Here is a 22339-nt window from a genome sequence, read left to right as displayed (position 1 = left end):
TAATGAAATATGCTTCATATATTAATTATATATTCCAGTATGCCATTTACTATCCGCTTTTATACGTAATACGGGTTAAGCATTTTTACTTATTTCCCGTAAGTAAAACTACGTATAGGAAAGCGATATTATCTGAGTAAATCTGGACAAGCTTCAAAAGGAATCTTTCGGCGTTGGGGACTGCGGGACATGCCAAAGAGGGACACAAAAAAGCCAGCCTCTTTTTAAGGCTGGTCCTTTTTTATGATAACACCTGTTTTAAGACCCTGTTTTCAATTACAGAAAGCTACGAGGCTATTCCTCAAATACTTTGCCCTGTTCGTATGAGCCTAATACTTGGATGCTCTCGGTTACCTTTTCCAGTTCCTTCAGGGCGCGCTGGGTTTCAGGGGTAGTCAGTCCCCGCTCAAAATCCAGATAAAAGTAATAACCCCAGGTACGTCCCATAATAGGTCGGGATTCTATCTTGGACAGGTTTATGCCTTGATCATAAAAACATTTGAGGCACTTGTAAAGGCTGCCGGCGTTGTTCTCTGCCTTTATAGCCAGAGAAGTTTTGTTCGCCAACGGAGGATATTTAGGGTCTTTGGCGATGATAAGGAAACGGGTGTAGTTTTGCTTTTCAGTCTCAATATCTTTAGCCAGTATTTTCATATCATACAGCTGGGCAGCCAGATTGCTTCCGATAGCAGCAGCAGTCTTAAGTCCCTTTTCTTTTATCATGCGGACACTGCCGGCGGTATCGTGGCTTTCTATGCGTATCACACTGGGGTGTTTCTCAAGGAAAGATTCGGCCTGAATCATGGCGATAGGGTGGGTATACACTTCACGTATTTGTTCCAGCTTCACACCCGGCAGAGTAATCAGGTTCAGGATAACATGCAGATAAATCTCACCGACTATCTTGCTTTCATATTTTAGCAAATTGTCATAATTTTCCAGAAACGAACCGTAAAGGGAATTTTCTATGGCTACAACCCCATAATCAGCCAACCCTTTTTTGACATCTTCAAATACCTGATGGGAAGTGTTGCTTTCAATAATCTCGGAATCACCTGGAAATTTGTGGCGCGCCACAATATCATGAAAAGAGCCGCGAGCTCCCTGTATAGAAATTTTAATCATTGCCTGCCCCTTTCCATACCCGGATTATGCTAATAATAGCGTTTACAGCAGCTTGAGGCAAGGGTTTATCAGTAATGCATTTTCGTATATGATACTTTCAGATATACAGGGCGTGGTATAATAGAGGTAGGCAAGGAAGTTGCTTGCCAATACCGGCAAAAGGAGGCAAGGCATTTGGAGAAACTGCAGGCTCGGTTATGTACTTGGTTTTTCCCTTGCGCAGGCTCTTCGCTGGTGGGAGCTAGGGGGAGTTGACTAATATCAGTCCGGCAAAGAGCAACGAAGGTTCCTGAGCTTTCCGGTTCACTCACTCTATAGTTAACGAGAAATCCGGCTTTTTTGGCCGGGCGGGGAAAGTAAGGAACGATGGTTTCCCCCGATAATTGAATACGGCTTAGAATACAGTTGGGCCCCGAATCTTTTACGGGGCCCTTTTTTAACCTTTTTTAATCTTTGGGCGAAGTCAAAATACTAAGGTGAAAGCAATCACCCGGGCGGGCTGAAAGCAAACCGGCGGCACTGCCGCCCTGCAAGGCAATCTCCAGCCGTCCGCTGCTGCCTATAACTGCCAGCAAACCGCTTGCCTGAGTGTAATTTTGGCAAAGGCCATAAATGGTCCGACCTAAAATCTCAAGCCCGATAGACTTGTCCGAAGGCAACATCCGGGGAGTAATATCAGTAATCAGATTGCCGAAGTGATCTATATACACTACGTGTCCGGTAAACGAACCATCAGCCGCAATCTCCGGACCAGGTAAATGGAAAGCATATATCCAGCTAAGGCGTGGACCAAACTCCGAAAGGGGAGTACCCAGACTTACATAAGCGGCGGCAGGCGCGAATATATCCCGCCCGTGAAAGGTGGTACTGACCGGGTTAAGCCAGAAAGCCGGGTTGGATATCTGGAATGCTTCTACACCCCGGGGCAGATCCAGTTTAAGCAGACCTTCTGCAGGCAGTAAATCACTGGTGATTTTGGGTAAATACGGGCTGAGTGCGTAACTGAAAAGACCGTTGTCCGGGCCAATGAATAAGCCGCCCGGAGTGGATAAAATAATTCCCCGGCGGCCGCTGCCTACACCGGGGTCTACTACAGCCAAATGAATGGTGTCTGCCGGAAAATAGTGACAGGTTTCACCCAACAAGAAGGCCGCCTGCTGAATATTCTGGGGCTCTACCTGATGAGAAACATCCAGTATGCGGGCATCTGGATTGAGACTCAGTATAACCCCCTTCATGGCGGCCACATATGCATCTTGCAAGCCGAAGTCAGTAGTAAGGGTAATGATACCCACAACTAGCCTCCTTTAGCTTAATTTCAGCATGAGCAAAGACACCAGCAGGAACAGGACTACCAGTATGATGGTGAGTATGAAAAGGGTCTTCTCTATACCCCTTTTGGTGCGGTAGACACTGTCTGCCTGCCCAAATATACCACCGAGGCCTCCGCCTTTTACTTGCATCAGGACTGCCAGAGTGAGGGCTACGGCCAGCACTATCTGGGCTATAATCAGGTAGGTTTGCATGTTTATCCTTCCTCCAGAGCTTTCTTAAGCAACTCCATAGCTATGTTAGGGTTGGCTCTGCCCTTGCTTTGTTTCATCATCTGTCCCACCAGGAAACCGATAACCTGGGTCTTGCCTTCGTTATATTCGGCTACTGCTTTGGGGTTATCTGCCAGCACCTTTTTGGCAATGGCTACCAGTTCGGAACTGTCGGAAATCTGGCTGAGACCTTTCTTTTCAATAATAGCCTCGGCATTTTGTCCGGTAGCATACATATCTTCAAGGACTGCTTTGGCAGTAGCGGCATTTACTTTGCCGGCTGAAACCAGCACCAGCAAATGGCACAGACTGGCCGGGCTGACTTTAAGTGCAAAAACGGTAATATCTGCCCCGCCAGTATTCATAATAGAGTTTACCGCCCCCACCACCCAGTTAGCCACTTCCTTAACGCCTTTATCCTGCGGTATATTCTGGAAATCAGTTTCGCCCAGAACCGCTTCAAAATAATCCGCCAGTTCACGGCTGGCAGTCAGAAGCGAAGCATCGTATTCGGACAGCCAGTACCCGTTTATAAACCTCTCCTTGCGGGTTTCGGGCAATTCGGGCAGTTTGGCCCTTATGTCCTCAATCCAGTCACAACTGATGTGCAGGGGAGGTAAATCCGGTTCAGGGAAATAACGGTAATCATGGGCAAATTCCTTGGAACGCTGGGAGACAGTCTGGCATTTTTCATCCTGCCAGCCACGAGTCTCCTGGCTTATCTTTTTTCCTTCATCAGCCATTTTCCTCTGGCGGACTTCTTCATATTCCAGAGCGGAAAAAACCGCCTTGAAGCTGTTCATATTTTTTACTTCCACCTTAGCCCCCAGCTCGGTTGCACCTACAGGCCTTATGGAAATATTGGCATCACAACGGAAACTGCCTTCTTCCATATTGGCGGTGGAAACACCCAAATACCGCATGATAGTCCGCAGTTTCATAAGGTACTGGCGGGCTTCTTCGGGGGTGCGCATATCCGGCTCACTGACTACTTCCATCAGTGGTATGCTGGAACGGTTTATATCCAAAAGGCTATACGGCTGGCCGTTAATATCACTCTCATGGTGCAGTTTGGCTACGTCTTCTTCAAGATGAATGCGGGTTATACCGATCCGGCGGATAACTCCGTCCACATTTATATCTAAAAAACCCTTGCCGCAAAGCGGCTGGTCATACTGGGAAATCTGATAGCCTTTCATAAGGTCAGGATAGGCATAGTTTTTACGGTCAAACTTGGTAAAGGGGGCAATATCGCATCCCAAAGCCAAGCCGGACATAATGGTGTATTCCACTGCCTGTTTATTTATAGTAGGCAATACCCCCGGCATGCCCAGACAAACCGGGCAGACATGGGTATTGGGTTCGGCACTGGCATAGTCCGTACTGCAGCGGCAAAACATCTTGCTTTTGGTGTCCAACTGAACGTGGACTTCCAGACCGATTACCGTTTCATATTTAGTCATTGTAGTTACCATTTCACCTACCTCTGGTTAACTAGCAAGTATATCAATATTCTTTGGCTACTGGCAAGGCAGGTTTGGGGGTTGCTTTAATGCTAAAGCGGGCTTATGTTATAATGCCCTTTACATGGGGCTGTAGCTTAGTTGGGAGAGCGCTGCGTTCGCAACGCAGAGGTCAGGGGTTCGAAGCCCCTCAGCTCCATTTTTCTGTTACTTCTAGGTTAATTTTGTACTATTTCCATTCTACACCGACCATTCCGCCAGTTCGCTGCTCTTCCATGTGTTATAATACAAATGGTAATCTAAATGGAATACGTCAGTAAAGCGGAATTAGAAAAAGAAAGAACCCCTTCTGAGCTATGGAATTGGGTTAAACAGAAGAACGACCAGATTTATTACGCCTCTGACGAGGGGCGAAAAGCCTTGAGACTCCATAAGGGACGTACCAAGCAGCTTATGGAAGAAATCTATCCACTAGGAATATGGGCAGAACGCAAGTTTGGAAGCACCGACCAAATTCTTTTAAAGCCAGTTATTGGCAGTCAAAACTACGACGCGATAGTCATAGATAAAAGAACAGAACCCTCGACTGAAACTTACATTGAGATAACCCAAGCTCATGAGGGGGAAAATGATTATTGGCGCAGATGCCAATTACTTAATAAAGGTTATGTCTTCTCTAATGCTCCCGTTATCAAGTCTGGTAAAGGGAAGAATCTTCAGGTCTCAATCCCAGAAACGGCCACCCCAGTAGAAGAAGGCGTAAAAAACGAACTTGATAGAATTGTTGATGCCGCAAACCGAAAAGCTAATAAAAACTATCCTGATAATACATCCCTAATAATCTTTTTCGATGATACGGAACTCTCCGAAGAAAGATTGAAAGCATTAAACTTACCGACACTGGATGACTTCGTGAAAAAGAACCTCATGAATTTAAATCTCACATTTACAACGCTTTATCTCGTTGGTGGTGCAAAAGTAGTTTTCCGGGAGTATCCAATCAAATAGAAAGAATAAAGGTCAACTCTAAGTCCTTGTCAGTACTACCTGTTGATACCTCAGCTCCACCAAAGGTTTGCCTAATCAACAAGGTTAAACCTAAGGTAGATTGAATTTATTTGGCACAGACAAACTTAGTCTGCCCTTCTTTACCAACATGATATTTCTTATCCCTGTTTGTGAACCTAACCTGATAAATAACGGGCAAAAGATTTTCTGTTTAACCCTGCATGGATAAGTATGGAGGCAATAAATGCTATTGCAACGGCCACGTGGTGGCCGGAATGACCGGGATGGACATGAGCTTCCGCTATTCCAGTTATTATAGTTGCCAGAAATAATACTGCCATGGATATACAAACCGCTCTTCTCATCTGGCAACTCCAGAATGGAGTTTAGAATGTACAGGTGTAATAGCCTGCTGAGAACAGACCTTCGCACATTTCAAACACCCTTTACAGTGCTCCGGGCAGCTGATACGGGCGTGCTTGTGGAATGGCAGATTCACCTTGTCAATCACACCATTGGGGCAGGCTTCAATACATTTCCAGCAGGCCTTACATTTAGCCGTATCAAGATAAATATATTCAGTCGCGTTCTGTCTCTGTATCGGGTTGCGTAGTCTCACCAGTTTTCTCCTTGCGTTTAGCTATGTTCCTGAAGGTGCCGGGCTTCCTGCCGATAGATTCTGGTAGCCAAACACCCCTTGAAGTCACTTGCCAGTTTAAACAGTTCCCTAAGCGGAATTACTTCGTGGTTTGGCAGGTGATGGATAATCTCATGAATAGTCTTAAATTCACTACGGATTATTTCCATGTACTGTTGATAAATCTCAAAATCAGCTGGTTTCAAGCCAAACGTCAACAGCCGTTTGGCTATTTGGGCTATACGTGTTTCTATGCCATCAAATACCGGCCCGTTTTCGGTTTCTGACGCTATAATAACACCCATGGCAATCAATTCATTTACATCTGTTTCGCTTAAACCCGAGACAGATATCAATTCGGCCAGAGATATGCTTTCGGATTGGGTTTCATCAGGCATTGGCTGGAATATATCACCCAGCACAGATTCCATCTCGGACACATGTTTTACATCCTGACCATCCCGCTTGGCCTGCAGTATAAGTTTTATTACGGATAAAGGAAGAAATCTTTTTGATTGGAATTCTTTGATTAGACGGATATCTTCAACGCAGTCAGGGCTATAGTAGGCCATATTGTGAGCAGTCTTGAGTGAGGGAAATAGCAAACCTTCACGGGTGTAGTAGTGTATAGTCGGCAAAGAAACACCCGCCGCTTTGGCGACTTCACTTATCCGCATCAGCCCTTGTTTAACTATATCTGTTTTCCTCATCTTAACCACTCTATAGTGCATAGTATATACTTACACTATATACTATGCAAGAAACGAAAAGCCTTTACAGCGTTACAAAACCACATCAAAAGCTTACTCCGGAAAAGCCGCTTTCAAAACCCTGAGAGCCCGCAGGGTAATCCACTTGCTGGGTTGTCTGTTTTTTTCCATTCCCATCCATGTTTTACCGGTAAAGCGGCATTCCATAGGCCAGCGTCCTTGGGGGTTTTGCCTGGCAAGTACTAAATCCAGAGCTTCGGCCAAGCGGGGGTCACGGGCATAGCCCGAAGCGGACAATACATCCAGCGTTTGCAGGATATCAGCCGCATAGCCCATGGGATAACCAAACTTGAACCAGCTGGAGCTTGGTTTGTCACCGGTACCAAAGGGATAATCCGCCGCGGCAGGGTTGTACTTAAGCAAAAAACTCAAGCCACGGTCAAGTGCATGTATTACGGCCGGGGAACGCTTGGACGGAGGGATTTTACTAAGGGCATTGAGTGATTTTACAGCCCCCCAGCCGCAAGGCAATCCTGAATTAGGGCTGCAACTGAACATAGGTCCCGGGGTGTACATGTAATAACGGTCGGTCACACCCATAGTCTTGGAGTCTGCCATACCTTCACCGGTAATGAATCTGGCATGCTTCTCAACGGCAATTTGCAAGCGTTCATCTTCCAGCCATCCCAAATCTATCAGGGCGGATTCAAGATTGCCCGCCAGACAGTGGAGAAAGCCTGATGGGGTGCCGTTATAAGAAAACCAGCCGCCTTTGGACAGGTTATATTCAAACAGATAGTTGCAACCTTTTCTGACTCCGGCGTCAGATTTATCCGCCCCCAGCTGAGCCAGAAAAATAATCTGCCAAACGGTACTCTGGTATTTGGGGGAATAACCCGCACCGGAGTGCAACCAGTATCCTTCCGGCGACTGGGCTGCCAATATGGACGGGACCGGGCCGCTTAACATAATAGCTGCCTTGGCTTCTTTCAGTTCCGCATCATGTTCCCCGCAGCCGATAATATCTTTAAGGGTAAAGTAACGGACTGCCGGCTGGGCTTGGTCTGGCTCCAGTAACCAAGGGACAGGATCTGCCCGCAACTTGTCTTTCCATGTTACTTTTTCAGACATCATCATGTTCCTTTGTATAGCCTTTTAATTATTATATTGCCGGTTTGACCGCAAAATCCATCTTCTTTTTAAACAACTGAACTGTGAAGTGTCTGAAATACCTGCAGGGGAGCGGGTGCACCTGACCAGTTCCGGCAATACATCTCTCTGTATCTGTCGATTCCGGATAATAAAAAGGGCGACCGCTAGCCGCCCCCGTGATATGGATATTGGCAACTACTGTTTAACTAAAATCTTTTTAATAACCCCTTTGGGGTCGCTAAGTAGCAGGGATATTTCCCAAACCAGTAATCCAAATATAATTACGCTAACCCCCAGCAAGATTGCGTCCTGATTGATTTCCAGAAATTCACCGCCTTCCTGTAAATAGGCTATTACATGATCAACCAGCCACATAATACTTGCTCCCCAGAACATAAGGCTCAGAAAACCCAGCTTGTACTTGTCATCCGGGGCTTTTATATACCAGATAGCGGTGGTGATTAGGGCGGCAACCAGAGTCATTATCAGCCACATTACACACCTGTTCCAGCAGTATTAACCTTGGCAGATGCTTTTAACCTAGCTTCAGCAATAAGCACCATAATTACCCAGACGACAGTGACCGTAACAGCCATAGCACCGCCGACAGTAGCCATCTCATGCAGCATGGGGGCGATATCAGCCGGGTTTTCCATAGCCGTCAGAAATGGCCACCAAGGCACAACCTCTCCATGCCAGACATGCTCCAAAGCCAAGAGCAGAGTACCTCCCCAGAGCATTTTGTTTAACCAGCCTAATTTCCGGCTCCAACTTAAACCTGAAATATTTTTAATCTCAGATCCCGGTTGTTTTTCTTTTTTCTCTATTACTTTTTGAACAACCGTAGTAACGGCCGCTTCCCCTGCAACCACTAAAAAACATGCCATAGTCTGCTGCTCCTTTCATTCCTCAGGTTTTATCCGAGTAATACTTGCAACTGGGATATTATTGCGTCTTGTTGCATTTAATATTAATTGCAATTATATATCCTGCCTATATGCCCCGTCAATACCGGATAACAGGCGGATTTTTACAGATTGCGGCTACCTGAAAGTGAAGATGGATAACCGTATAGCGGTTTACTGAAGATAGTTCATATTTTTTAGCGGGTTAAAGCTGGAAGGTGCTTACTTTTTACGCAGGGACTGCATAAGCCCCAGCAAGGCATTTATTATCTGGGCGGGTTCAGGAGGATTGCCCGGTATTTTTAAGTTTACCGGAAGGATTTTATCTACCCCGCCCAACACCCCGTAGCCTCCGCTGGCAATGCCGCCGCTGCAAGCATCATCGCCCAAGGCTATCACCAGCTTGGGTGAGGGCATAGCATCAAAGGTCTTGCGGACTGCAATAGCCATATTCTGGGTAACCGCACCGGTGACTATCAGTATATCTGCATGGCGGGGAGAAGCCACAAAGCTGATACCGAAACGTTCCACATCGTAATACGGATTGGAAAGGTTGTTAAGCTCTATTTCAGCGGAATTGTCACTGCCGCTGTCCAGTGCCCGGATAGCCAGACTCCGCCCAAAGATAGTATTTATCTCGGACTTGAGGGCAAACCCCAGTTTATCAAACTCAGCATCACCAAGAGGCATCTGTTTGCATATCTTGGGCCCGAACATATTATTTAAAACGTTCTTCACGGCAAATACCTCACAGGTCTGTTCCGGCATAAGACAGATTCAGGCTTTTGTTTATCAGGGGGAAATCCGGAATAATATCCCCCAGTACCGCATGCTCTATGGCCTGCCAGTTGCAATAAGAGGCTGTCCGCACTTTATAGCGTTCTATTTTGCCGTCCCTGAGCCAAAGCCAGTGGAGGGACTGCCCGCGGGGAGATTCAACCAATACCAGACTGTAACCATTTACCGGCTTTAGCGGGATTGCATATTCACCGGCCGAAAGTTTGGCAGCGGTCTTTAGTATCAACCCAAGTGAGGTCTGCACCTCTGAGAGCCGCACCCTGAATCTGGCCATTACATCACCTTCAGGCAAAACAGGCAGCTTGAACGAAAGCTCAGGATAAAAACCGTAAGGCTGATTTAAACGGGTGTCTATGGCCTCACCGGAAGCTCTGGCTGTCACCCCGGTAATATTCAGGGGGATAAGCAAGCGGTTATTTACGATGCCGGTGGTCTCAAAACGGTCTACCACCGAAGTTTTGGCAAGAGCCTTCTCAACCTGTTCGCTAAACCTGTCCTCAAAGGCATACAGGTAATCTGCAAGTTCGGTTATAAGCTCACCGGGTATATCTTTCAGCAAGCCGCCGGGGGCAATTATGCCCTTTAAAAAGCGGGAGCCGGTAAGGCGTTTGTTCCAGCGCATAAGTTCTTCACGCAAAGCCGACAGGGAAGCCGCCCCCACCGGATAGCCTACATCTGTAAGCATACCGCTAAGGTCTGCCAGGTGCGAATAAAGCCTTTCCATCTCAAGGAGTATTAACCGAAGCTGTTCAGCCCGGCGGGGAGGACGGGAAGAGCAGATATGTTCAACTGCCGAAGAGTAAGCATAGGTATTGGCGGCAGATTCGTCACCGCTTATACCTTCGGCTATCTTAAGGCCGAAATCTATATCCTTGCCCATAGCCAGTTTTTCCAGCCCCCGATGGGTATAAAAAAGCCTGACTTCCAGATTCAAGATAGGTTCGCCTATAGCGCTGAAACGGAAATGCCCCGGTTCAATAATACCGGCATGTACCGGTCCTACTCCGACTTCGTACACGCCTTCACCGCTTATCTTTTTAAATGGATAAAGGGCTTCATTTTCCACCCCGGCAGGCAAACTGAGCGGTTGGTTTTTAAAACTATTTGCCAGCGGATGAAAATTAGCAGGGTAGGTTTCATGCAGGAAAAGCCGTCTGCGGTCAAAGGCATTTTCAAATTCACAGCCGTAGCCGTCCCGTATTTCTCTCTCAAAATAACAGGCGGACGGGAAAATGGCGGCAATTGAGGAAACCGGGCTGTCTGCCCGGCGGATAATTACCAGTGTCCCTGAGTAATTTCTTTTTTCAAATATATATAAAAGGCTAAGCCCCTGATAACCCCGAAAACCCTCCACTCCGAATAACCCGATAAGCCCAAACCCGTCTTCAGCCAGCTTCGGGTAGAGGGCTGCCGCTTCCGTCCAGTCAAGCCACAGATAATAGTCTTTGTTAGCCCCTTTTTCCAGCTTGAGCGGATTTATAGCCGGGCTTAAAAATTCGGCCAGATAATTATGCAACTCAGGTATTTTCATAGCTTAAAAACCCAAACCCTTTACTATCTGGTTCAGGAAATCAGCCAGCATCTGGGGCTGGCAGACCCCTAAAAATACCACCCCGGCCATAATAATATAAATCGGCAGTTTCATGGACAGGGGAGTACGGAAAACAGGGCGGTCGGTATTTTTCTCACTGCGGGTAAAGGCCTTGAGCAGAAAAATGGCGAATGAAGAAGCCACCAGCAACAGGAAAAAGAGCACCATTAACACCAGCCAGACAGAAACACCCCCCAGCTGAATAAGTATATTAAGTTCAGACAGAAAAACCGGGAACATGGGCAGACCTACGATAGCGGCACTTCCCATTATAACCCCCCAAGCAGCCACCGGCTGGAGGCGGAATATATCAAATATACGGTCAAAACGGTCACTGCCGTACTGGCGGCGGATAATGCCGGCCGAAAAAAACAGCCCGCTCTTGACCAATGAATGCGCCAGTGTATGGAAAAGCATCCAGAATACCGCCAGAGGTGTACCTATGCCGATAGCCAGCAGCATGATTCCCATATGCTCTATGCTGGAAAAACCGATCAGTTTCTTCAGGTTGCGGCGGGACAGCATACTGAAAGCGGCTACCCCTATGCTGAGTATGCCCAAACCTACCAACACATTTGAAAAGGTTTCACCTATCTGGCTTTGGCGAAGCAGGGCGCTCAGGCGGAGGATACCCACTATGCCAATGTTTAATACCGTGGCAGACATCAGGGCAGTAACCACTGACGGAGCTTTGGCGTAAGCCGCCGGCAACCAGTTGTGCAAAGGGACCAGACCGCTCTTGGCCAGAAGCCCGGTCAGTATCAGCAGGGCACTTAAGCCCAGCACCGAGGGCGAAAGCAGGGGAGCCAGACTGGCCAGCTCATCCCAATTCAAGGTACCGGGACTGCCCGCCTGCCGGGTAATGGAAAAAAGAATAATAAGCCCTATGAAGGCAAATATCATGGCGGTAGAGGCAATAAAAATATATTTCAAGGCAGCTACCAGATTGTCACGGGCATTCAGGGTGGCTATAAGCAGGGCCGAAAAAAGAGTGCTCAGCTCTAAAAACAGCCAGAACAGGGCCAGATTATTTGAGAAAAAGGCAAAGGTAATCACACTTAGAAGCAGATTAAAACCGATATAGAAAACGGGCAGGTTTTCTATATCCAGCTCTTTGTTTGAAAGCAGGTGGCTGACATAACCACGGGAATAAAGCGCCGCCAGTATAAACACCACTGAGGCAATCAACACCTGAAATATACCCAGCTGGTCAACGAATAAGTAACGGCTTTCCATGAAATAATGGGGCAAAGGCAAGACTAATAATACCCAAAGACTAAGCCCCAGATGCCACAAGCCATGCCCAAGGCTAAAGCCGGCCAGTATGCCCGGAGACATACTGCCTCGGAATAAACGCATGCCCAGCAGTATTCCGCCCAGAAGCACTGACGGTAATATATAAGCTGCAAGTATCAGATTTTCCATTACTTTTTCTTGAACCACTCACCCAGCGGAGTAAAGCGGGGGTGAAAATCCTCTATGGTTGAATCTATACCGAAAGCCAGCACCGTAACCAGCAGTACCAGTATCACCAGATCTATCAAAACCAGTATTTCCAATATAAAAGGCAGCTCTGCCACGAATAAACCAAACAGTATTGCCCCGTTTTCCATGCTCAGGTAACCTACAATCTTGGTCAGCATTTTCTTGCGGCTGAAGATAACCATCATGCCCATTAGTGCCATGGATACCCCTATGACCGCTCCCAGAAAAAACAGCCTGTCAGGCATAACTTCTCCCATAAGGTTTGAAAACACCTGATAGACCCCGAATATAAGCAGTATACTGACTATAAGCGAACTCACCGGGTAAAGAAAGCGGAATTCCAAATCCCGCCGGATATTCATCTGGAGGAGTATCCGGTTTAGGATACGGGGTATCAGAAATACCTTGCCGAACAGGGTGAGCAGGGCAATAAAAAGCAGAGTAAGGTGACCGTCATTTATAAAAAATACCATGGCTACCAATGCCACCAGCAGTGACTGCAAGGCATAGGTTTTAAACAAACTGGTAAGGCTGCGCTGCCAGAGAACCAGCGAAGATGTGACCAGCACCAGCACCAGCAGTATTTTCAGTATGTCATTTAGGGGTATATTTTCTAACATTCTCTACGCCAAAAATTTAAATATAACGGTGATAAAGGAAAAGAAAAAGGCCAGCATGAACAGACCGGGTACCCGGAAAAGCCGGAATTTTGCCATGAGGGATTCAAATATACCCACTCCCACGGCCAGCAGACTGCCCTTTATCACAAAGGCCAGAAACGCTACTGCTATTCCGCCCGCCGCAGGCTCCGATGCCAACCCCCAGGGAGCTACAATGTTTAAAAGCACCCCCATCAACAGGGTTTGTTTAAGGGCATGTGAAAGCTCGATAAGAGCCAAATCCGGCCCGGAGTATTCCAGTGTCATGGCTTCGTGTATCATGGTCAGTTCCAGATGGGTTTCAGGGTTATCCACCGGTATCCGCGAAGTCTCTACAATAAGGATAATAAAGAGCGAAATACCGGTAAGTATCAGGCTGGGATTGGATAAGAAACTGTTTTCCCGCACCTGACCGAACATATCAAACAGGCTGGTAGTCTGAAGCACGTATGCCAGCGCTCCAAAAACAATAATTATAACCGGCTCTATAATGGCTGAAAGAGTCATCTCACGGGAACTGCCCATACCCCCGAAACTGCTGCCGGCATCCAGCCCCGAAAGTGCCATAAAGAAGCGTGACATGACCATCAGGTATAAAAACAGGATAATATTGCCCAGACCGGGGTCTGCCGCAGGTATGAAGACCAGCGGCACAGACAGTGACGCCACCATCATAAAGGCCAGACTCAGGTAGGGGGTCAGGCGGATTATAAATGAAGTCTGGTAAGAATAAACCCGTTCTTTCTTAAAAAGCTTGTAAAGCTGGTAATAGGTCTGGAGAATGGGCGGCCCTACCCGGCCCTGAGCATAAGCCTTGACCTTTTTAATCAGGCTGATAAAGAGGGGCGACACCAGCAGTGCCAGCGCGGTATTTATAAAACCGTATAAAACCAGATTCCAGCTCACCACAGCCACCTTGCCGCCAGTATAACCAGCAAAACAGTTATAAAGCTGTACAGGATATGGCTGCCCAAATCAACATCCTGCAGGCGGGATATGAAACGGGAAATATGCCCGAACAAACCGGCAACCGGCAGATAAATATACTCATCAAAAAACTTTATGGTGTGAATAGCTGATTTGCCCTGTTTGAAAATAGCCTGCTGGTTATCTTCGTAACTGCGTTCATTGTAATGGCGGGTGCGGTATATCAGCCGGAATATCTGGAAAAGGGGCTCGGCAAAACCGGAGGCAGTATACTCAAAGCGGGGAGTTGGGCGAACATAGCCGCAAGCCCAGGTCTCGCTCCGGCGGCTTTTTCGGGGCGAAAACAGCCTGACCATGCCGAAAACCAAAACCCCGAAGATAACCAGTACCAAGCCAACCAGTGACATATCCGGCAGGTCAAAACTATAACCGGCTACCGAAAATATCTGGACAGCAAACAGACCCAATACCAGACAGGCAACTGCCAGTATGGCCGGCCCTATAATCATACTTTTTGAAACTTCTTTGGCAGAGGCTGCTTCCTGACTGCGAGGCATAGCCAGAAAGACCGTCCCGAAGGCCTTTACAAAGCAGGCGGCCGCCAGAGCTGAAGTAAGAGCCAGTATGGCCAGTACACTGAAAAGAAGTATCTTTATACTGCTTTCAGCCAGAGAGAAGGACTGGAAAAAAGACTCAAAGAGCATCAGCTCACTCATAAAACCATTGAAGGGAGGCAAAGCCGATATGGAAACTGCCCCCACCAGAAAGATAACAGAAGTGTAGGGCATTAGTTTAATCAACCCGCCCATTTTTTCAATATTGCGGTCACCCACGGCAATTACCACCGAACCGGCGGTCATAAAAAGCAGGCTTTTAAAAATGGCATGATTCAGACTGTGAAACAAAGCTGAACCAAGTGCCAGCATAGCCAGCGTATCCAGACCATACAAGCCAAAAATAACATACAGACCAATACCCATCAGGATAATGCCGATATTTTCAATACTATGAAAGGCCAGCAGGGTCTTTAAATCATGCTCTTTAAGAGCATATATAACCCCCAACAGGGCGCTAATTGCCCCGAACAGGAGTATTCCCACACCCCACCACATTTCCGGGCTAAGCACATCCATAAGGAAGCGTACCAAGCCGTAAATGGCCACTTTCAGCATTACCCCGGACATCAGGGCAGAGACATTTGAAGGGCTGGCAGAGTGGGCATAAGGCAGCCACTTGTGAAGGGGTATGATACCGGCCTTTATTCCGAATGCCAGAAATGCCAGAACAAAAACCAGACTCTGGATGCCGGAGGATGCACCGCTCAGGCTGAGTGCGAAACTGCCGTTCTGAATATACATAACTACGGCCATCAGCATCAAGAAAACCGTACTAAGCTGGGTAAGCACGAAATAATAAATGCCCGCCCGCTGGGTAAAAGACTCCTGATAGTCATTCATCATCAAAAAGAAGGAGCTTAGTGCCATAATCTCCCAGAAAAATATCAGGCTAAAGGTGTTGGCCGAGGCCACCACGCCTATCATGGAGAGTATGAAGACCGCCATAAAGGCTGAGAGCAGATTGGCTCGTTCGTTTGAAGATATATGGTTATTGTAGCCCAGCGAATACACGGCTACGCAGAGAGAAATAAGGCTGATTATTATGACAAAGAATGATGCCAGACGGTCAAGATGAAAGGCTATGTCCAGCCCGGATGCAATGCTCCAGAGGGAAATATCCAGCGGATTACCGAAAAATATCTGCAAAGACCCAATAAGCAAGCATAGCGCCGCCGCTATAACCAGCCATAGTACCCCTTGCCAGACTTTTTTACTGCCATGATTAAACACAATGCCCGTCAGGGCAGCGGCCAGAAGTAAAAACCCTCCGCCAAGCAATAAACCCGCTATCATTTTAAAATACAAATCCTCAAAAAAAGATGAAGAGCCCCTGTAGGCTCCTCTATTTTATCATAGTGTAAATAGTAGATTTACATTCTAGGTATTGGCCTGTTTAAAGTCAAAACCACTCCAAAGCTGGAAGACTATTAGCTAATTTACATAACAGAATATACTCTATCCATGCCAGCAAATTTAACACAATCTTAATGCAAGCTTAGCAAGAGCTTAATAATTTGCTGTTAGAATCACATTTACGGAAAGCAGAGAGGCATCCTCAGGAGAAACATAAGTGGAAGAACCTAAAATAACTCTGGGGCTTATTGCCCATGATAACTGCAAAAAAGACATGGTGCAACTGATACACTCGTATGCCCACCTGATGAAAGGGCATCACCTTATTGCTACCCGAAGCACCGGTGAACTTATCCGAAAACACACCGGACTGCCGGTTATACTCAAGGAAAGCGGCCCTGACGGCGGAGAATTGCAGCTGGGAGGCTTTGTGGCCAGCCGCATAATCAAAGCAGTAATTTTCCTGCGTGACCCCTTAAAGCGTAAAAGCCATGAACCGGATGTTACCGCCCTGATGCGGATATGTGATGCCCACAATATTCCGCTGGCTACCAATCGGGCTACGGCTGCCTGTGTCCTCCATATGGCCCTTTTTCACCCCGAAAAGCTGGATGATACACCGCCCGGAGAGAACCGTGATAATCCGTAACCATTACTTTAGGGTGGGATATTTTTCAGCTCTCCATAAGTGCCCTCTTGCACACCGTACCTGAGGACAAAACTGCTTTTAATCCAAATTTGATATTCCTGTCCCAAAATCTTGTATTTCTAGACACTTTACAACCCTGTCCTGATTTTCTAAAATATTCTAAGCAAATATTCCGGGAGAAATAAACATGGCACTATATGAATTTAGTTGCACCAAGTGCAAATATGTTTTTGAAGTAAACCTGAAAGTAGATGACAGGGATACCCCCCAGACCTGCCCGAAATGCGGGACAACTGAATGCAAACGCAGTTTCGGCAGTCCGGTAACCACCCAGTTTTCAGGCGTTTTCAGCTCTACTCAGGCCCGCGGTAAAAATAAAACACCTGAAAAAAAAGTAATCCACCTGAGCAATTTGAACAAACCCGGATAACTTCTCCGAACTAAAACCAAATGAGGCAGTCTTACGGTGACTGCCTCATTGTTATTTACCAGAGTAAAACCTAAACTACTCTGACTCCGGTTCAGATTCGGTTTCCGGCAGTTCTTCGCCCGACACTTTGGCAATTTGCATCTTCGAACCCGGCAAAGCATTGCCAAAGAAGACCTTGGTATGCGGCCAGGGTATTTCAATATGTTCACGGTCAAAGGCAATCTTTATCCGCTTGCGAAGCTCTCCTTTTATAGCCCACTGAGTACCCGGCTTGACGTCACCCAACACTTTAATATCCACCCCGGAGTCACCCAGTTTGTTCACTCTGAGTACTCCCAGTGAATTTTTGACTACGGATTTATTCCATTCGGGTTCACTGGTAAATTCGGCACACACCTTGTTTATAACATCTATGGCATGGTTTATATCTTCCTGATAGCCGATACTGATATCAAAATTAACCCGTGAAAGATACTTGGTGTAGTTGCTGGTTATCCGTATTTCACCGTTGGAAACTACGTGCACCACCCCGTCCAGATCACGCACAATGGTACGGCGAAGGTCTATAAATTCCACCTCACCCACTACATCCATTACCTTGATAACGTCTCCCACCGAATACTGGTTTTCCAGTATTATAAACAAACCTGAAAGGTAATCCTTAACCAAACTCTGGGCACCAAAGCCGATAGCCACACCCAAAACACCGACACCGGCCAGTATAGGCCCGATATCCAACCCCACCTCAGACAGGGCCACAAAAGCCCCCATAGCCACTACCACTACCTCTGCAGTAGATACAGCCACCCCGATAAGGGTATCCGCCCGTTTTTTAGCTTCTTCTTTGGGTTTGGCAACCCCGCCATATATAATTCCACGGATAAGCGCCGGTACGCCCCGGCTGACAGCATAAACACCGGCAATAATCAAACCTATGATAAGTAACAGTTTGACTCCGTGGGTACCCAGCCAAACGGTCAGCCCGTCTGCTGCCACCCCGTATATTCCTATACCCGCAACTACCAGAGTCAGTACTGCCAACAATGGCACTACAAAACGAAGGCTGTCTATAATATGGTCATTTACCTGTGAATTGGCTTTGCCGGGTATTTCTGTTTTAAGCCAGCTAAGCAACCCTTCTATCAGCCCGGCCCCAATCCAAAGCGTCAGGGCTGCCATAAGTAATTCAAGGGCTTTAGAAATCTGTTTGCTAAGATCAACTTGAATAGTCAGATTTTCAAATATGATATACAAAGCAATGCACCAAATAACCAGCAAAACCGGCAAACGGACTGCTTTGAGTGCCTTCCTAAGTAAACTTACTTTTTTCCCTTCTTCATCTTTCCGGATATATCTGGAAAACAATTTGTTCACCAAAAAAAACAAGGCAATGGCAATAGCTGCTACAATAGCCGCCATAACCAGACTATCAAACGTAAATTCTATCAGCATAGGGTTTTCTTTCTACTCCACATTTCCATACATCTATAGCCAGATTATACTCCAAAATCCTACTAACCGCGCAAACCGTGTATAGCCACCGAAATAACCTCCGGCATAAGCTGGGGTTTGGAAAGCATTCTTTCGGCAATATTGGGTATGGCATAAACACCCCGCCTGACTATCTGGTAATAAAAGAAAAAGCCTTCCAGACTAAGGTCCGGTCTGATATACCCGCCGGCTTTTCCCTCTGCCAGCAACTTGCCGATAAGATTATCCCGCCGCTGTCCCCAATAATTATCAATATATTCCTGTATAACCGGGTAATGCTTGGCAGAAGTTTCCATGAGTTCACCCTGATACTGCTGGGTCAGGGCTTCCTGACTGAAAAAGAGGGTCTCCAGCTTTTCCTCAAAGGGCATCTTGGCCTCTATTATCTTGCGGTAGCTGTCCAGCAAATTGTCCAGAAAGACCTTGAAGATTTCTTTGATAAGTGCTTCCTTGTTTCCGAAGTGGTTGTAAACCGTTACCGGCGAAACACCCGCCTGCCGGGCTATTTCAGGTATGCAAACCCGGCTGAAGCCGTGCTGCTCAAATAATTCCAAGGCAACCCTAAGGATAGCTTCTTTGCTCTGGGTCTTGCGTTTTTCAAATCCGTCCATCATTTCACCGATTTTTTATTACTTTTATTAATAGTATACAAAATATAAGATTAAACACAAGTCATCAAGTATACAAATTTATAAAACTTGTATACCAGCTTCAATCACTCAAATAACCCTTGGATTTGAACCACAAATATGCGTCTGCCAGAGATTCCTCCGCCAGACGGGGGGAGAACCCCAGTTCACAGCGGGCTTTGGCAGAACTGATATTGGAATTGCTCCGCAGTACATCTAACGAATATGCTGTAAAAAGAGGGGCGCTATGGGTCAGGCGATAATACGGATAACTGATATAAGCACCCAGTTTGGCAAGAATATAAGGTACTCGGAGACGGGGAGGAGTAAGCCCGCTAAGCCTGCCCAGTATTTCAAACAAACTCTTAATGCTGACGTACTGGCCGGAGAGTATATAACTCTGCCCGTCCTGCCCCTTTTCAAAGGCGGATATCATGCCTATAGCTACATCCCGTACATCTACGAAATCGTAGCCCCCGTCTACATAAGCACTCATTTTCCCCATGGCGTAGTCCACCACTACTCTGCCCATTTCTGAAGGATCATAGTCATACGGACCGATAACCCCGCTGGGGCAGACAATAACACCTGAAAGCCCGGCTGAAAATCTCTTAAGCACCTCTAGAGCCCCCTGAGCCATACTCCGGTTGTAACCCGGCGGGAAATCAGACGGATGATATCCCTCTTCTTCAGTAAAAGCTGTCCCCGGGGGAGGTTCGGACAGGGCATGGATTGAAGAAGTATAAAGCAGGCGGGTTATTCCGCACTCCAGACAGGCATCAGCCATATTGGCTGCCCCTTTTATATTGGTTTCATAAAGCTCTTTTTCCCGCCCCGGTATTATGGAAACAATACCCGCCAGATAAAAAACAGCCTCACACCCTTTTAGCCCGTCCAAAACAGAGGGATAAACGGTTACGTCACCCTCCACCCGTTCAATATCAAGCCCCTGAATAGACAGGGCGGTATCTCCCGGCTTCACCAAAGCTCTTACCCCGTAGCCGGATTTCAGTAGCTCCCTGACCAGCACGTTGCCGATACGGCCGGAAGCCCCGCTGACTAATACTTTCATATTTTACCCGGCTTCTTTGCGGGGGATTTCCATACAAGCGTCTACCGTATCTTTCAGGGCTGTATCCAGCCTACCCTGCCCGTAACCTAAAGCCTTACGTGACAGGATAGGGTCAAAGAAGGTGTTACGTGTCTGCAAGGTGATATAACTAACAGGGTCCAGCCCTGATTCCCGTCCCTGTAAACGATGAATGCTTTTAAGACCTAAAGCAGCCAGACGCAGGATAAAAGCCGGCAAATGAAGAACCTTTTTAGGTTTGCCCAGAATTACCCCAAACTTGGAAAGCAATGCGTCCCAGCTGAGGTTTTCGTCACCCACCAGATAGCTATGCCCCGCCTGCCCTTTTTCCACCGCTCCGGCGATAGCCTCGCCCACCCTTACCGCCGAGACACAGTTTGTGCCGCCGCGGGGGTAAAAAAGCCACCAGCCGGAATTAAGGTACTTTATCAGGGGTTCCCAGATAGGGGTGCGGCCGGGCATACTCCCGAATATATAAGGCAGACGCAAACCGCAGATAGCCATTTCGTTCCCGCCCAGCTTGAAAAGGGCTTCTTCCTGCTCAAGGCGGCTTTCAATATACGGGTGGTGTTCGGCAAGGTGCAATTCCGGCCAAAGTTTGGCAAAATGGCAGAAATATGAACCCAAGAAAACGCCCCTCTTTACCCCGGCCTCTTTGGCAATAGAAAAGAAGTGGAGACAGTCTTCAACATTGGTCTTGTGGAAATAAAGATAAGCCGGAGCTTTGGGAACTACCCGGTCATCTGCACCGGCGGCATACACCACTGCGTCCTGACCTTTGAGCATGGCCAGCAACATACCGTGATTAAGATTGTGGATATTTGAAAGAAATACCTCTACCGATGGGGGGAATATATGGTCTGACGGCATGGGCGGCAAAGCTATTACAGACACCTGATGCCCTCGGCGTACCAGTTCCAGTACGGCATGATACCCCAGAAAGCCGGTTCCGCCTACTACAAGTACCCGCATGCACGCCTCCTGCCAGGTTTTTACCGGATATGAACATAAAACAACTGCTACCTGCCATCCGAGTGCTGTTTATTGACCACAAAAAACCCACAACCCATCTCGTAAATACCATTTTTTGTATCTCACCTAAGGTATTTCACAAGAGTACTACCAAAAGAATATAAGAAATTAATAGCTACAAAGACGACCTTTGGCATCTGCCCGCAGAAAAATACACCTGATTAAGTCTAGCAGACCCAAAACAGGTTTAAATACGTGCAACTACGTAATTTTGTGCTTTTGAACAGGGTAACGAATATAAAAATACCCGGATTAAAAGCCGCCTTGAAACACCCCCCTGTCAGGCAAGTGCTACCGGTGCTACACTATAAAGAGGGGGGGTATAACCTCACTTAGACCCTTTATAAACCTAAGGCAGATATGCCGGTGAATTAAAACAGGAGGATAAAATGGAAGAAGTAGCCCGCGCCATGCCCCGTATCGGGGATATCGCACCTCAGTTTGAAGCCTTGACCACTCATGGTGTTTTGAAACTGGAAGATTTCAAAGGCCAGTGGCTCATTATCTTTTCCCACCCCGCGGATTTTACTCCCGTCTGCACCACTGAATTTATTGCCTTCACTGAAATTTACCCTGAACTGCAAAAGAGGGGAGTGGAATTGCTGGGCTTAAGTGTAGACAGCAATTCGTCCCATATTGCCTGGGTAAGAAATGTTGAAGAGAAAACCGGTATAAAGATACCCTTCCCCATTATTGCCGACCTTAATAAAGAGGTTTCCTCTGCCTATGGCATGCTTCACCCCGGACAGAGCAAAACCGAAACTGTCCGGTGCGTGTTTATACTTGACCCCGGTCAGAAAATACGCCTCATCATGTACTACCCCATGAACGTAGGGCGGAATATGCAGGAGATTTTACGGGTAATTGACGCCCTCCAGACCGCTGACGAGTATAAAGTAGCCCTGCCGGCTAACTGGTATCCCGGTGACAAAGTAGTAGTGCCTTCTCCATCTACCCAGGAAATGGCCGAAGAAAGAATGGGGCAGGGTTATGAATGTGTAGACTGGTATTTGTGCAAGAAACAGCTTTAGGAGGCTGAAATGC

24 protein-coding genes and 1 tRNA gene are annotated in these 22339 nt (G+C 47.1%); 5 read left to right on the top strand and 20 right to left on the bottom strand.

Translation table 11 applies throughout. From position 1 onward, the window contains the following. Positions 1–294: 294 nt before the first annotated feature. From WC259_RS04095 to gatB, 4 genes are all read right to left on the bottom strand, one after another. On the bottom strand, positions 295–1125 hold the full coding sequence (locus tag WC259_RS04095; protein ID WP_011309992.1) for a prephenate dehydratase domain-containing protein: 831 nt from the start codon (positions 1123–1125) through the stop codon (positions 295–297). Positions 1126–1571: 446 nt separating this feature from the next. Next, on the bottom strand, positions 1572–2420 hold the full coding sequence (locus WC259_RS04090; RefSeq protein WP_061977565.1) for an S-adenosyl-l-methionine hydroxide adenosyltransferase family protein: 849 nt from the start codon (positions 2418–2420) through the stop codon (positions 1572–1574). Positions 2421–2432: 12 nt separating this feature from the next. Continuing rightward, complete coding sequence (gene secG / locus WC259_RS04085; protein ID WP_011309994.1) at positions 2433–2651, bottom strand: preprotein translocase subunit SecG; 219 nt, start codon at positions 2649–2651, stop codon at positions 2433–2435. A 2-nt stretch (positions 2652–2653) separates the two neighbouring features. After that, positions 2654–4132, bottom strand: coding sequence for an Asp-tRNA(Asn)/Glu-tRNA(Gln) amidotransferase subunit GatB (gene gatB / locus WC259_RS04080; protein WP_015407330.1), 1479 nt, complete (start codon positions 4130–4132; stop codon positions 2654–2656). A 126-nt stretch (positions 4133–4258) separates the two neighbouring features. On the opposite strand from gatB, the gene WC259_RS04075 reads away from it, so the two are divergent. Together WC259_RS04075 and WC259_RS04070 are read left to right on the top strand one after the other, a co-directional pair. After that, positions 4259–4331: transfer RNA gene (locus WC259_RS04075), tRNA-Ala, on the top strand. A gap of 104 nt (positions 4332–4435) precedes the next feature. After that, positions 4436–5140, top strand: coding sequence for a hypothetical protein (locus tag WC259_RS04070; protein WP_011309996.1), 705 nt, complete (start codon positions 4436–4438; stop codon positions 5138–5140). 176 nt (positions 5141–5316) lie between these two features. Here WC259_RS04070 and WC259_RS04065 read toward each other — a convergent pair whose 3' ends face one another. The 12 genes from WC259_RS04065 to WC259_RS04010 form a co-directional block, all read right to left on the bottom strand. Beyond that, positions 5317–5505: a hypothetical protein gene (locus WC259_RS04065; RefSeq protein ID WP_012984548.1), complete on the bottom strand. Its 189-nt coding sequence runs from the start codon at positions 5503–5505 to the stop codon at positions 5317–5319. Next, positions 5502–5759, bottom strand: a complete 258-nt coding sequence (locus WC259_RS04060; protein WP_011309998.1) for a 4Fe-4S binding protein — start codon at positions 5757–5759, stop codon at positions 5502–5504. Before WC259_RS04060 ends, WC259_RS04065 begins: the two co-directional genes overlap by 4 nt. 17 nt (positions 5760–5776) lie before the next feature. Next, complete coding sequence (locus WC259_RS04055; protein WP_078409782.1) at positions 5777–6487, bottom strand: MerR family transcriptional regulator; 711 nt, start codon at positions 6485–6487, stop codon at positions 5777–5779. Between the two features lie 93 nt (positions 6488–6580). Then, positions 6581–7618 carry a nitrogen fixation protein NifH gene (locus WC259_RS04050; RefSeq protein ID WP_226988237.1) on the bottom strand — a complete coding sequence of 346 codons (1038 nt, stop codon included), beginning with the start codon at positions 7616–7618 and terminating at the stop codon, positions 6581–6583. Positions 7619–7834: 216 nt separating this feature from the next. Beyond that, positions 7835–8134, bottom strand: coding sequence for a hypothetical protein (locus WC259_RS04045; protein ID WP_011310001.1), 300 nt, complete (start codon positions 8132–8134; stop codon positions 7835–7837). Beyond that, complete coding sequence (locus WC259_RS04040) at positions 8134–8526, bottom strand: hypothetical protein (protein ID WP_011310002.1); 393 nt, start codon at positions 8524–8526, stop codon at positions 8134–8136. Before WC259_RS04040 ends, WC259_RS04045 begins: the two co-directional genes overlap by 1 nt. A 240-nt stretch (positions 8527–8766) precedes the next feature. After that, the gene (locus tag WC259_RS04035; RefSeq protein WP_015407331.1) at positions 8767–9282 is read right to left on the bottom strand and encodes an NADH-quinone oxidoreductase subunit B family protein; all 516 of its coding nucleotides are present in this window, start codon (positions 9280–9282) and stop codon (positions 8767–8769) included. A 10-nt stretch (positions 9283–9292) separates the two neighbouring features. After that, positions 9293–10873, bottom strand: coding sequence for an NADH-quinone oxidoreductase subunit C (locus WC259_RS04030; protein ID WP_012984552.1), 1581 nt, complete (start codon positions 10871–10873; stop codon positions 9293–9295). Positions 10874–10876: 3 nt separating this feature from the next. Next, complete coding sequence (locus WC259_RS04025; RefSeq protein ID WP_012984553.1) at positions 10877–12358, bottom strand: proton-conducting transporter membrane subunit; 1482 nt, start codon at positions 12356–12358, stop codon at positions 10877–10879. Next, on the bottom strand, positions 12358–13038 hold the full coding sequence (locus tag WC259_RS04020) for a hydrogenase subunit (RefSeq protein WP_011310007.1): 681 nt from the start codon (positions 13036–13038) through the stop codon (positions 12358–12360). The genes WC259_RS04025 and WC259_RS04020 overlap by 1 nt, the downstream gene beginning before the upstream one ends. Positions 13039–13041: 3 nt before the next feature. After that, positions 13042–13983: a respiratory chain complex I subunit 1 family protein gene (locus tag WC259_RS04015; protein WP_011310008.1), complete on the bottom strand. Its 942-nt coding sequence runs from the start codon at positions 13981–13983 to the stop codon at positions 13042–13044. Then, complete coding sequence (locus WC259_RS04010; RefSeq protein ID WP_372643267.1) at positions 13980–15914, bottom strand: proton-conducting transporter membrane subunit; 1935 nt, start codon at positions 15912–15914, stop codon at positions 13980–13982. The genes WC259_RS04015 and WC259_RS04010 overlap by 4 nt, the downstream gene beginning before the upstream one ends. A 277-nt stretch (positions 15915–16191) precedes the next feature. Here WC259_RS04010 and WC259_RS04005 point away from each other — a divergent pair, with 277 nt between their 5' ends. Together WC259_RS04005 and WC259_RS04000 are read left to right on the top strand one after the other, a co-directional pair. Beyond that, positions 16192–16623: a methylglyoxal synthase gene (locus tag WC259_RS04005; protein WP_015407335.1), complete on the top strand. Its 432-nt coding sequence runs from the start codon at positions 16192–16194 to the stop codon at positions 16621–16623. Between the two features lie 187 nt (positions 16624–16810). Further along, a complete protein-coding gene (locus WC259_RS04000) occupies positions 16811–17053 on the top strand; it encodes a zinc ribbon domain-containing protein (RefSeq protein WP_015407336.1) in 243 nt (80 codons plus the stop codon). 75 nt (positions 17054–17128) lie between these two features. Here WC259_RS04000 and WC259_RS03995 read toward each other — a convergent pair whose 3' ends face one another. From WC259_RS03995 to WC259_RS03980, 4 genes are all read right to left on the bottom strand, one after another. Continuing rightward, positions 17129–18505, bottom strand: a complete 1377-nt coding sequence (locus tag WC259_RS03995) for a mechanosensitive ion channel family protein (RefSeq protein WP_078409784.1) — start codon at positions 18503–18505, stop codon at positions 17129–17131. A 62-nt stretch (positions 18506–18567) separates the two neighbouring features. Next, positions 18568–19059 carry a TetR/AcrR family transcriptional regulator gene (locus WC259_RS03990; RefSeq protein WP_372643274.1) on the bottom strand — a complete coding sequence of 164 codons (492 nt, stop codon included), beginning with the start codon at positions 19057–19059 and terminating at the stop codon, positions 18568–18570. A 196-nt stretch (positions 19060–19255) separates the two neighbouring features. Continuing rightward, positions 19256–20245 (bottom strand): SDR family oxidoreductase, encoded by a 990-nt coding sequence (locus WC259_RS03985; protein WP_372643263.1) that lies wholly within the window; start codon positions 20243–20245, stop codon positions 19256–19258. A 3-nt stretch (positions 20246–20248) separates the two neighbouring features. After that, the gene (locus WC259_RS03980) at positions 20249–21235 is read right to left on the bottom strand and encodes an NAD-dependent epimerase/dehydratase family protein (RefSeq protein WP_372643260.1); all 987 of its coding nucleotides are present in this window, start codon (positions 21233–21235) and stop codon (positions 20249–20251) included. 449 nt (positions 21236–21684) lie between these two features. On the opposite strand from WC259_RS03980, the gene WC259_RS03975 reads away from it, so the two are divergent. Continuing rightward, complete coding sequence (locus WC259_RS03975) at positions 21685–22326, top strand: peroxiredoxin (protein WP_011310017.1); 642 nt, start codon at positions 21685–21687, stop codon at positions 22324–22326. The last annotated feature ends 13 nt before the right edge of the window (positions 22327–22339 follow it).

The sequence above is a fragment of the Dehalococcoides sp. genome, from assembly GCF_041654235.1.
GTDB classification, from domain to species: domain Bacteria; phylum Chloroflexota; class Dehalococcoidia; order Dehalococcoidales; family Dehalococcoidaceae; genus Dehalococcoides; species Dehalococcoides mccartyi_B.
The sequence above is the reverse complement of the archived record's forward strand: the minus strand, read 5'-3'. Positions and strand labels throughout refer to the sequence as shown.